This window comes from Kocuria varians, from assembly GCF_006539885.1.
GTDB lineage: Bacteria > Actinomycetota > Actinomycetes > Actinomycetales > Micrococcaceae > Kocuria > Kocuria varians.
The window spans coordinates 129,394-141,336 of sequence record NZ_BJNW01000007.1 but is presented as its reverse complement, the minus strand read 5'-3'; the positions used below and the strand labels follow the sequence as shown (position 1 = coordinate 141,336).

Sequence of the window (11,943 nt, the reverse complement as noted above, 5' to 3'; positions counted from 1 at the left end):
CTTTTTGATTTTGCACGACCGTTACGAGCCTGGACAAGCCCACCCCCAGGACGCTTCCCTCCCCACGACGCATCCCTCCCCACGATGCCCCTGGGGGTTGGTTCAGCTGGTGAGAGACCTGTGGTTCACTGAGGAAAGCCTCAGGACTGGGGCTGAACCGAGTCTCCCCGGGGCCCCCGGTGTGAGAACTCAAGAAGGAGTGAAGAACATGGCAGGCAACCGTTCCGTCGTCTTCCGCGGCGTGAAGAACATGCAGGTTGAGGATCTGGACTTCCCGAAGCTCCAGATGCCCAACGGCAAGAAGGCACCCCACGGTGTTGTCCTGAAGATCGTGGCTTCCAACATCTGCGGTAGTGACCTCCACATCTACCGCGGGTCCTTCCCCGCCCCGGAAGGCATGGTCATGGGGCATGAGATGACCGGGGAAGTCGTGGAAATCGGCTCCGACGTCGAGTTCCTGAAGGAAGGCGACCTGGTCTCGGTTCCCTTCAACGTGGCTTGCGGCCGCTGCCGCAACTGCCGCAACGGTCGTACCGAGGTCTGCCAGACCTGCAACCCGGACGCCGATTCCGCTGCCTACGGCTTCAACCTGGGCGGCTGGGACGGCGGACAGGCCGAGTATCTGTTTGTTCCCTATGCGGACTTCCAGCTGCTGAAGTTCCCGGACCGTGACCAGGCCATGGAGAAGATCCGCGATCTGGCGCTTCTCTCTGACATCCTCCCGACTGCCTTCCACGGCCTCATGGAGGCTGGCGCCAAGCCCGGGTCCACTGTCTACATCGCGGGGGCCGGCCCCGTGGGCCGTTGCGGCGCCGCAGCTGCGCGCCTGCTGGGGGCGTCCTGCATCATCGTCGGAGACCATGACAAGGATCGCTTGGCCCTGATGAAGCGCAACGGTTGCGAAACCGTTGACCTCAACGAGGATGTCCCGCTGCAGGACCAGATCGAAAAGATCCTTGGCGAGCCGATGGTCGACTGCGCCGTGGACTACGTCGGCACCGAAGCTCACGGCATCGGCAAGGACGCGGACAAAGAGGATCCGGCCTATGCGATCAACCAGGTGATCGACGTTACCCGCGCGGGAGGCGCCACCGGCATCATCGGTATCTATGGGCCTGACCCCCTGGCGGATTCCAAGGACGAGCAGAACGGCATCTACCCGATTGAATTCGGCAACGCTTGGATCAAGTCCCCGAAGATCACCGCTGGCCAGGCGCCGATCATGCATTACAACTACGAGTTGATGCAGGCGATCCTGTGGGACCGCATGCCGTACCTGTCGGACATGCTGCAGACCAAGGTCATCAGCCTTGACGATGCTCCTCAGGCCTACGCGGACTTCGACAACAGCTCGCAGGAGAAGTACATCATCGACCCCCACGGCATGATCGCCTCCTGATCTTGCCCACCTGGCACTGAGGCCCTGGCAATTTGCCAGGGCCTCAGTGCCGCCAGGACGCGCCTCAGGCTCAGGGCGCCTTTTCGTTCTCTCCATGGCCGGTCATTCCATACCGCCCCCACAGGCCAGACCAATGGCGCCGTCTGCTCAACCCTTGGAGGGATCGGAAAACACCGAGCGCCTGCTCGAGCGCGTCCGTGAGCTGGAAGCTGAGGTGCAGGAGTGGCGTCGGCGCGCCGAAGTTGCTGAAGCACGGGCCGAAGAACACCACCGAGCTCTGGACGCGTTCCAGATCGCGAATAAAACCGAGCGCATGGCGCTGCGCATGCTCACCGGGCAGAGCTCCCGTACCACCCCAGAACCCGCTGCCCCGGCACCGGAACCAGAACCAGCGCCTGAGTCTCTCGCGCCCAGGCACCAGCCAGAGCCCCGACGCGGGTTCTTCTCACGCATCTTCTCCGTGTAACCCAGCACAAGAGCCCTAGTTGCAACCCTCGTTCGTCGTTCCCACGGTCCGGAGCTGGGCTGCGCAGGTGCCATGGTCGTACCTGTTCCCCCGGCGGCGCGGGGGCATCCCGGTGCTGTCCAGCTGCCCGGAACTGACCCCGGTGACCCGGGTCCTCGAGTTTCATGAACTCCCGGATTTGCTCTCGCTCCGCCCGGTACGTAGCAACCACCTGAGCCTGCTTGTTCTGCGCCTCCCGTATTACAGCTACCGGGCGTTTTCCGCGTCCCCCCTCACGGCGCCGCGGCGCGGTCTGCAAACCGTGTGGGCCGCCCCCGCATCCGCTCCACCACCATCAGCGCCCGCGAGTTCTTCAAGACGCTGGCGGAGCTGCAGTTCGAGTCCGGCTACCCCTACGTGCTCTTCGAGGACACCGTGAACCGCGCGAACCCGCTGGCCGGGCACGTGAACATGTCCAACCTGTGCTCCGAGATCCTGCAGGTCAACGCGCCGTCCGAGTACGACGCCGCCCTGGGCTACGAGAGCGTGGGCCGGGACGTCTCCTGCAACCTGGGGTCGCTGAACATCGCGCGGATGATGGCCGCCCCGGACTTCGCGGGATCGGTGGAGACGGCGGTGCGGGCACTGACGAGCGTGTCCGAGCAGACGGACATCGACGCGGTGCCCTCGGTCGCGGCGGGCAACGCGGCGTCGCACGCGATAGGGCTCGGCCAGATGAACCTGCACGGCTACCTGGCCTCGCAGCGCATCCACTACGGCAGCGCGGAGGGCATCGACTTCACGGACGCCTATTTCCGCACCGTGGCGTTCCACGCGCTGAGCGCCTCGAACCGGATCGCGGCCGAGCGCGGCGAGAGCTTCGAGGGCTTCGCGCGCAGCGCCTACGCGGACGGCAGCTACTTCGAGAAGTACGTCCGCGAGTCCTGGGAGCCGGCGACGCCGCGCGTCCGGGAGATCTTCGAGCGCGCCGGGATCGCCCTGCCCACGGTGACCCAGTGGGAGAACCTCCGGGACGCCGTGATGGAGCACGGCCCCTACAACGCCTACCTGCAGGCGGTCCCGCCCACCGGGTCCATCAGCTACATCAACCACGCCACGGCGTCGATCCACCCGGTGGCCGCGAAGATCGAGATTCGCAAGGAGGGCAAGCTCGGGCGCGTCTACTACCCGGCGGCGCACCTGAGCAACGAGAACCTGGAGTTCTTCGAGGACGCCTACGAGATCGGTCCGGAGAAGATCATCGACACCTACGCCGCCGCGACCCAGCACGTGGACCAGGGGCTGTCCCTCACCCTGTTCTTCAAGGACACGGCGACCACCCGGGACCTCAACCGGGCGCAGATCCACGCATGGCGCAAGGGCATCAAGACCCTCTACTACATCCGGCTGCGCCAGCTCGCCCTGGAGGGCACCGCCGTGGAGGGCTGCGTCTCCTGCGCCCTCTGAACCCCGCCCGCACCCCACAGAACGGAAGAGCTATGAGCACCACCGCCTCCTACCTGCAGCACTCCGTCACCCCGCCGTCCTACCGGCACAACCCCTTCGCCCGCGTGCGTCCGGTGAACTGGAACCGGGTCACGGACGGCAAGGACCTGGAGGTCTGGAACCGGCTGACCGCGAACTTCTGGCTCCCGGAGAAGGTGCCGCTGTCCAACGACATCCCCGCGTGGCAGCGGATGAGCCCGCAGGAGCGCACCCTCACCATGCGGGTATTCACGGGCCTGACCACGCTGGACACCGTGCAGGCCACGGTGGGGGAGATCTGCCGGATCCAGGACGCCCGCACCGAGCACGAGGAGGCGGTGTACACGAACATCGCGTTCATGCAGGCCGTGCACGCGCGCTCGTACTCCTCCGTGATCTCCACGCTCGCCACCACTCCGGAGATCGACGCCGCCTACGAGTGGGCCGTGGGCAACGACCTGCTGCAGCAGCGCGCCAAGCAGGTGCTGCAGCACTACGTGGGCTCGGACCCGCTCAAGCGCAAGGTCGCCTCCACGCTGCTCTCGTCCCTGCTGCTCTACGCCGGCTTCTACCTGCCGCTGCACTTCTCGGTGCACGCCACGCTCACGAACACCGCGGACATGATCCGTCTGATCCTGCGGGACAAGGCCGTGCACGGCTACTACTCCGGGTACAAGTACCAGCGGGGGCTCGAAGAGCACACCGCCGCGGAGCGCGCGGAGATGCAGGAGTTCACGTTCGGGCTGCTGGAGACGCTCTACGACCTGGAGATGCGGTACTCGGGGGCGCTCTACGAGCCGTTGGGGCTGATGGAGGACGTCGCGGTCTTCGTGCGCTACAACGCGAACAAGGCCCTGATGAACCTGGGCTACCCCGAGCGCTTCCCGGCGGGGGGGGGACCCGGGTGAACCCCGAGATCCTGGCGGCGCTGTCCCCGGGCAGCGACGAGAACCACGACTTCTTCAGCGGCTCCGGCTCCAGCTACGTGATGGGCAAGGGGGAGGACACCACGGACGCGGACTGGGAGTTCTGACAGGACCTGCGCGCCGTCGGCCCCGCTTGCCCACTATGTGAGACCCACGTACCGTGGGGACGATGCGCGCGGCCCCCTTCCGTGCCGGGCGCGCACTCGACCGACGGCGGCCCATCCGCACTGCCGCGCGAGTCCGACAGTGGGGAGATCACACCATGGCGCTCAGTGTTCTAGACCTGTTCTCGGTGGGCATCGGCCCGTCGTCCTCCCACACCGTGGGGCCCATGCGGGCGGCGCGGCTGTTCGTCACGGGCCTCGCCGACGACGCCCTGCTGGGTTCCGTGGCGCGCGTCCACTCCCAGCTCTTCGGGTCGCTGGGGGCCACCGGGTGGGGGCACGGCTCGGACCAGGCCGTGATCCTGGGGCTCATGGGCGAGGACCCGGAGACCGTGGACACCGACCACGCGGACGAGAAGGTCGCCCTGGCCGGCGAGACCGGGCAGCTGCTGCTGGGCGGGGTCCACGCGATCCCGTTCGACCGTTCCCTGGACGTGGTCATGCACCGTCGCAAGTCCCTGCCCACCCACCCCAACGGCATGAGCTTCACGGCGTACGACGCCGCCGGGGCCGTGATCCGCGACAGCATCTACTACTCCGTGGGCGGCGGGTTCGTGGTGGACGACTCCAAGAGCAGTGCGGACAAGATCGTGGAGGACGACACCCCCGTCAGGTACCCGTTCAGCACCGGGGACGAGCTGCTCGCCATCTGCGAGTTCGAGGGCCTCAGCATCGCGCAGGTCGTGGCGGCCAACGAGCTCTCGTGGCGCCCCGCCGAGCAGACCCGCGAGCAGCTGCTGCACATCTGGTCCGTGATGCAGGAGTGCGTGGAGAACGGCTGCACCCGCGAGGAGAAGACCCTGCCCGGGGGACTGCGGGTGCGGCGTCGTGCCCCGGAGATGCGCAAGCGGCTGCTGACCACCGAGCGCGGGGACGACCCCCTGTACGGCATGGACTGGGTGAACCTCTACGCGCTCGCGGTGAACGAGGAGAACGCGTCCGGCGGGCGGATCGTCACCGCCCCCACCAACGGTGCGGCCGGGAGCATTCCCGCGGTGCTGCACTTCTACACGCGGTTCATGACGGACGCGTGCGACGACAAGATCGTGGACTTCCTGCTCACCGCCGCAGCCATCGGCATCGTGATCAAGGAGAACGCCTCGATCTCCGGTGCGGAAGTGGGATGCCAGGGCGAGGTCGGTTCCGCGTGCTCCATGGCGGCGGCCGCGCTGTGCGCCGTGCTGGGCGGCAGCCCCCGGCAGGTGGAGTGCGCGGCGGAGATGGGCATCGAGCACAACCTGGGGCTCACGTGCGACCCCGTGGGCGGGCTCGTGCAGATCCCGTGCATCGAGCGCAACGCCATTGCGAGCGTCAAGGCCATCAACGCGGCACGGCTGTCCATGCAGGGGGACGGCATCCACAAGGTCTCCCTGGACCAGGCGGTCAAGACCATGCGCGAGACCGGCGCGGACATGAAGATCAAGTACAAGGAGACCTCGCGCGGCGGTCTGGCCGTGAACGTCATCGAGTGCTGAGCGCCCGGGGCTCCCAGAACCAGAACCGAGAACCAGGAAGAAGAACCACCCGGTGACGAACACCCCCTCCACCTCTGCGGCCCACGGCTCACCCGTGCTGCGGAAGATGTCCTTCCTGGACCGCTGGCTCCCCGCCTGGATCCTCGGGGCCATGGTGCTGGGGCTGCTGCTCGGCAGAGCGCTGCCCGGTCTGGGCACCGTCCTCGAGTCCGTGAAGATCGGGGAGGTCTCGCTGCCGATCGCCCTGGGGCTGCTGGTGATGATGTACCCCGTGCTGGCGAAGGTCCGCTACGACGAGACGGCCCGGGTGACCGGCGACCGCCGGCTGCTCGTGCTGTCCCTGGTGCTGAACTGGGTGGTGGGCCCGGCGGTGATGTTCGCCCTCGCGTGGCTGCTGCTGCCGGACCTTCCCGAGTACCGCACGGGTCTGGTGATCGTGGGTCTGGCCCGGTGCATCGCCATGGTGCTGATCTGGAACGATCTCGCGTGCGGTGACCGGGAGGCGGCCGCCGTCCTGGTGGCGCTGAACTCGGTGTTCCAGGTGCTCGCGTTCGGAGTCCTGGGATGGTTCTACCTGCAGGTGCTGCCCTCGTGGCTGGGACTGCCCACCACCTCTGCGGAGTTCTCGGTGGGCGCGATCGTGGTCTCCGTGCTCGTGTTCCTGGGGGTCCCGCTGCTCGCCGGGTTCCTCACCCGTGTCCTGGGGGAGCGGGCCAGGGGACGGCAGTGGTACGAGGAGCGGTTCCTGCCGCGGATCGGCCCCTGGGCGCTCTACGGCCTGCTGTTCACCATCGTGGTGCTCTTCGCGCTGCAGGGGGACGCCATCACCTCCCGGCCGTGGGACGTTGCGCGCATCGCGCTGCCGCTGCTGTGCTACTTCGCCGTCATGTTCACCCTCGGGATGTTCGGCGCCCGCGCCGCCGGTCTGAACTATGCCCGGTCCACCACCGTGGCGTTCACCGCGGCGGGCAACAACTTCGAGCTGGCGATCGCGGTGGCGATCGGCACGTTCGGCGTCACCTCCGGCCAGGCGCTGGCCGGGGTGGTGGGTCCGCTGATCGAGGTCCCGGTGCTCGTCGCCCTGGTGTACGTCTCGGTGGCGCTCGGATCCCGGCTCTTCCCGGGCGACCCCACCGTTCCCACACGATGAGAAGGACGACCTCGTGACCGCCTCCCTGCTGCTGCTCGCCGACACCCACCTGCCCAAGCGCGCCAAGGACCTGCCCGAGGAGGTGTGGCGGGAGGTCGACTCAGCGGACGTCGTCGTGCACGCCGGGGACTGGGTGGACCTCGCCACGTTCGAGGCCCTGCGGGAGCGTTCCCGCCGCCTGATCTGCGTGTGGGGCAACAACGACGGCCCCGAGCTGCGCGCCGAGATGCCGGAGACCGCCCGGTGGGAGCTGGAGGGTCTGCGCTGGGCCATGACCCACGAGACCGGCGCCAAGCAGGGCCGCGAGAAGCGCATGGACGCCGCCTTCCCGGACACAGACGTCCTGGTCTTCGGCCACAGCCACATCCCGTGGGACACCCTGGCACCCTCCGGGATGCGGCTGCTGAACCCCGGCTCGCCCACGGACCGCCGCCGCCAGCCGCACTGCACCTACATGCGGGTCACCGCGGATGCCGGGCGGCTCACGGACGTGCAGCTCGTGGAGCTGCCGCGCAGGTGAGCTAGGGCCGCGCCGCTGACCCGACGCCGCGCCGTCGGGTTCGCGACGTTGTCCCTGGGGCGACGCCGCCGGGCCGACGCCGCGCGCTCGCCGCCCGCTCGCGGCGTCGTGCCGGGTGCCCCGTAGGGGACCGGCAGCTCGGGACCTGCCCGCCGCCGCGCCGTCGTCCCGGTGCAGTCGTTCGCACGGACTTCGTGAGCGATGTCACCCGCCTGTGGGTAGGCTGGGCGCACGTCCCGCGGCGGTCCTCTGCCGTTGCCCTCTGAAGCCACCCCTTCAGGAGCACTCCATGCCCGCCGAACACCCAGGCGCCCCCGCACCGTCCACCGCCGTGGCTTCCCGCAACCCGGGGCACCTGCCGCGGCAGCTCACGCTGAGGGGGCTGGTGGGCGGGTTCCGCTCGACCATCGGCCGGTTCGTGCAGTACCAGGTCCTGGCCGCGCTGCTGGTGGGCGTGGTGATCCTGCCGCTGTTCCGCCTGGCCATGATGGGACTGATCCGGTGGTCCGGGCGCAGCGCCATCTCCAGCGGCGACTACGTCTCCTTCCTGCTCTCGCCGCAGGGCGTGGTGCTGGTGCTGGTGGGTCTGCTGGTGCTGAGCCTGCTGATCGTCATCAACATCAACGGCCTCATGCTGATCGCCGCGGACAGCCTCAAGGGCCACCGGAAGGGTTCGCTGTGGGGTGACCTGAAGGCCGCGCTGGCCTCCTTCCCCCGGTTCCTGCAGCCGGCGGGTCTGCTCATCCTGGTGTACGTGGGGCTGATCGTCCCGCTCACGGGCATGGGCTTCGGGCTCTCCGCGCTGAGCGGTCTGCGCATCCCGAACTTCATCACGAGCGTGATCTACGCGAATCCGCTGTACCTGACCGGCTACGTGGCGCTGATCGTGCTCCTGGCGGTGGTGGGTGTGCTCAGCATCTTCGTCTTCCACGCCGTGCTGCTGCGGGGGACCACCGTGTGGGGCGGGTTCCGCTTCTCGTGGCGGCTCGTGCGCCAGCAGGCGCGGCTGTTCTTCCTGGGGCTCCTGCCCCGCCTGCTGCTGCTGTTCCTGATCGCGGGTGCGGTGGCGCTGCTGTTCCTGGTGCTCGCGGCCCTGCCCGGTGAGCTCATGCAGCCCCAGAGCACCGAGGCCCGCTTCGCCCTGCTCACCGGTCTGCTGCTGGCCGCCGTGGTGCTCGCAGTCGCTGGGTTCATCCTGGCGCCCTTCGCGATCTTCGTGTAGACGGCGTTCTTCGTGGTGGCCGCCCCGCGGGTGAAGGAGTCGGCCAAGGACGAGAAACGGCGCGCCGGCTCCTCCCCGTTCACCCCGACCCCCACCGCCGAGGACGTCCAGCAGGCCGAGGGCCGGGCCCCGCGGCGTCGTACCGGCCTGCTCGTGGGGATCGTGGCCGTGGTGGTGGCGCTGTGCGTGGGCCTGGCCGCGCTGCTCGCGGCGAACTTCGACGACGTCTTCGCGCAGCGCCGCGACATGGCGATCGTGGCCCACCGCACCGGCGGTGACCTGGCCCCCGAGAACTCCGTGGCCGGCGTCGACGCCGCCGCGAAGGCCGGTGCCGCGTTCTCCGAGTTCGACGTGCGCGGCACCGCGGACGGCGCGTACATGATCAACCACGACCCCAACCTCAAGCGCGTGACCGGGGACCCCCGGACCATGGAGGAGATGACCTCCGAGCAGATCGCCGGGCTGAAGATCCACAACCAGTTCGGCAGCCAGCCTGCCGAGGCGCCCGTGCCCACCCTGGACCAGATCCTGGACGCCGGGAAGAAGGACAAGATCGGCATGTTCGTGGAGCTTAAGGGCCCCACGGCGGACCACCAGATGGCGGAGGACGTCATCCGCACCATCCGCGAGAAGGGCATGGAGGACCAGTCCGTGCTGCTGTCCCTGGACTACGACCTCATCAAGTACATCGAGGAGAAGCACCGGGAGATCGAGACCGGCTACCTCTTCTACTTCAGCGTGGGCGAGGCGGACATGCTCGTGGGCGACTACCTGATCCTCGAGGAGGACGCCGCCACCCCCGAGCGGATCGCGCGCATCCACGCCGGCGGCAAGAAGGCCATCGTGTGGACCGTGAACACCGAGGAGTCCATGGAGAAGTTCCTGGGATCGGAGGCGGACGGGCTGATCACGGACCACGTCACGCAGGTCAAGGACACCGAGGAGGAGATGTCCCACCGCACGGACCTGCAGCGCGTGGTGGACACGCTGTTCGTGGGGTGATGGGAGAGAACCCCAGGCCAGAAGGAAGCTCCAGGTGGCGTCACGAGCGGGGATTCATGCAAAAGAATCCACTACTGTGACCTGTGCAACAGGAAGTAGTCCTCGCGGTCGGGAGAGGGCGCTTCAACCGACCGAAAGGGAGTCATGGGATCCCTGCGTCATGAGAAGAACGCCTCTGGAGCTGGGGCGCCCTCCGCACCGTCGGCACGCCGTGAGGCGGGCTGTAGATCCTCGACCGCCCCGTCGCAGGCCGCCACTCGCCGGATGCTGGTGAAGGGTGCGCTGTGGTCGGTGCCCGTGATCGCTGCGGCCTCGAACGCCCCGGCGTACGCGGCGTCGAATGTGGCGCCGTTCGGCATCCTGTTCGACGGCGGTGGTGGGGCCAACGGGTACCTCAACAGTGCCTACTTGGACCTGGGGATCGCGCGGACCAGCCCGCTCGACTCGTACACGCTGATCGAAGACCTGGTCGTGACCGTCGATGTCATCGGCCTTTCGGGCCCCGCAGCCAACGAGCGCAGTTTCACGGCTGGCAGCAGCTACGGATCGCTGTCCCGCGCCGACTACAACTCAGCCACCCGCACCACCAGGCTCACCTGGATTCTGCCCGCGGGCACGGTGATGCCGAAGCTGAGCACGAGCAACAGTGTCCCGGACATCCTCTTCAGTTTTCGGGACGGGGCCACCGGGATCGGTCGTGTGACCAACAAGATCGTCATCACGAGCATCCGCAACGGCTACATCACGGACCCTCACGGGCCGCCCCTCGACTCGTCGGTCGTCAAGGACCAGAACCATGGTGCGGTCAGCCCTGACGGGATCTATTGACCCCCGCCGCACGCTGTCTTCACGGTGACCTCGCCCTCCCGCCGACCCTCTAGGGTGGAGCGCATGGCCGAGACCACCCGCGCACCCCGGTCCAGCACGTGGCTGTGGATCCTGGTGGCGTGCGCGGTGCTCACGCAGTCCGGTCTGAACCTCTTCCGCCCCATCACGTCCTACAAGCTGCTGGCGCTGCACGCGGACCCGGTGGTCATCGGCCTCACGACCGCCGCGTACGCGCTCCTGCCCCTGGTCAGCGCCGTGTGGCTCGGGCGGGTCTCGGACCGCGCGCCCCAGCTGCGCACGCTGATCCTCGCGGGGGTGGGTCTGCTCGGCCTCGGCGGGGTGGGGATCGCGCTCGCGCCCTCCGTGTGGCTGATCTTCGTCTCCAGCGCGGTGCTGGGCATGGGACACCTGTGCTTCACGATCGGTGGGCAGTCCGCGATCGCCCGGTACGCCGCGGACGAGGACCTGGACAAGGGCTTCGGCTGGTTCACCGCCGCGTTCTCCGCCGGGCAGATGATCGGCCCCGCGCTGGGTGGCTGGATCGTGGGCCACGGCTCGGACGTCGCCTCCCCGCAGCGCCTGGCCTCCGTCAACGAGAGCCTGTGGATCGGCGTGCTCATCACCGTGCTCGCCGCGCCCCTGCTGATCCTCAAGTTCGGTCCCGCGCCCCGCACCCGGGTTCGGGCCCAGAGCACGACGACGCCGGACGGGGCCTCCGCAGGCACCGAACGTCCCAGCGTGGTGCGGATCCTGCGGATGCCGGGCATCGCGTCCAACATGGTGGCGTCGCTGTCCCTGCTGGCCATGCTCGACATCCTCACCGCGTTCCTGCCCCTGGTGGGCGAGGAGACCGGTGTGGCGCCGTCCGTGGTGGGCCTGCTGCTGGGGGTGCGCGGCATGGCGTCCATCGCCTCCCGCCTGCTGCTGCCGTGGCTCTCCGGGGCCTTCTCCCGGCGAACCCTGCTGATCGCGAGCCTGCTCGCCTCCGGCCTGGCACTGATCGTCCCCCCGCTGTTCCTGGACCGCTTCTGGATCGCGGCGGTCTTCCTGGCGGTGGGCGGTTTCTTCCTGGGGCTGGGCCAGCCCCTGACCATGACCCTGATCTCCACCTCCGTGCCCGGTGAGTGGCGCGGGTCCGCGCTGGCCGTGCGGCTCATGGGCAACCGGCTGGGCCAGGTGATCCTGCCCGTGGCGGCCGGTGCCGTGGCGGCACCCCTGGGGCCGGGAGGTGCCATCTGGCTCACGTGCGCGCTGCTGCTCGCGAGCGGCGTCGAGAAATCGGTGCGGGGCCCGCGCAAGGCGTAGGGCGGCGTCGTCGTCCGACGAC

8 protein-coding genes and 2 pseudogenes are annotated in these 11,943 nt (G+C 68.5%); all 10 read left to right on the top strand.

The genetic code is table 11. From position 1 onward, the window contains the following. The first annotated feature begins 208 nt into the window (after positions 1–208). The 10 genes and pseudogenes from KVA01_RS05575 to KVA01_RS05530 all read left to right on the top strand — a co-directional run bounded on the left by KVA01_RS05575 (position 209) and on the right by KVA01_RS05530 (position 11,921). Positions 209–1,399: an alcohol dehydrogenase catalytic domain-containing protein gene (locus KVA01_RS05575; protein WP_068471233.1), complete on the top strand. Its 1,191-nt coding sequence runs from the start codon at positions 209–211 to the stop codon at positions 1,397–1,399. A gap of 781 nt (positions 1,400–2,180) precedes the next feature. Beyond that, positions 2,181–3,311, top strand: a pseudogene (locus tag KVA01_RS05570) (ribonucleotide reductase barrel domain-containing protein); the annotation flags it as partial. Between the two features lie 32 nt (positions 3,312–3,343). Beyond that, positions 3,344–4,362 (top strand): annotated as a pseudogene (gene nrdF, locus KVA01_RS05565) (class 1b ribonucleoside-diphosphate reductase subunit beta). Positions 4,363–4,517: 155 nt separating this feature from the next. Beyond that, the gene (locus tag KVA01_RS05560; protein ID WP_141269246.1) at positions 4,518–5,894 is read left to right on the top strand and encodes an L-serine ammonia-lyase; all 1,377 of its coding nucleotides are present in this window, start codon (positions 4,518–4,520) and stop codon (positions 5,892–5,894) included. A 106-nt stretch (positions 5,895–6,000) separates the two neighbouring features. Beyond that, positions 6,001–7,044, top strand: a complete 1,044-nt coding sequence (gene arsB, locus KVA01_RS05555; RefSeq protein WP_068466836.1) for an ACR3 family arsenite efflux transporter — start codon at positions 6,001–6,003, stop codon at positions 7,042–7,044. A gap of 13 nt (positions 7,045–7,057) precedes the next feature. Beyond that, positions 7,058–7,564 carry a metallophosphoesterase family protein gene (locus KVA01_RS05550; protein WP_068466821.1) on the top strand — a complete coding sequence of 169 codons (507 nt, stop codon included), beginning with the start codon at positions 7,058–7,060 and terminating at the stop codon, positions 7,562–7,564. 289 nt (positions 7,565–7,853) lie between these two features. After that, entirely contained in the window at positions 7,854–8,786 is a 933-nt protein-coding gene (locus tag KVA01_RS05545; RefSeq protein ID WP_068466819.1) for a glycerophosphoryl diester phosphodiesterase membrane domain-containing protein, read from the top strand. Between the two features lie 30 nt (positions 8,787–8,816). Continuing rightward, complete coding sequence (locus KVA01_RS05540; RefSeq protein WP_068466817.1) at positions 8,817–9,788, top strand: glycerophosphodiester phosphodiesterase family protein; 972 nt, start codon at positions 8,817–8,819, stop codon at positions 9,786–9,788. A 264-nt stretch (positions 9,789–10,052) separates the two neighbouring features. After that, positions 10,053–10,616, top strand: a complete 564-nt coding sequence (locus KVA01_RS05535) for a hypothetical protein (RefSeq protein ID WP_141269244.1) — start codon at positions 10,053–10,055, stop codon at positions 10,614–10,616. 63 nt (positions 10,617–10,679) lie between these two features. Further along, positions 10,680–11,921, top strand: coding sequence for an MFS transporter (locus KVA01_RS05530; RefSeq protein WP_068466813.1), 1,242 nt, complete (start codon positions 10,680–10,682; stop codon positions 11,919–11,921). Positions 11,922–11,943 lie beyond the last annotated feature (22 nt).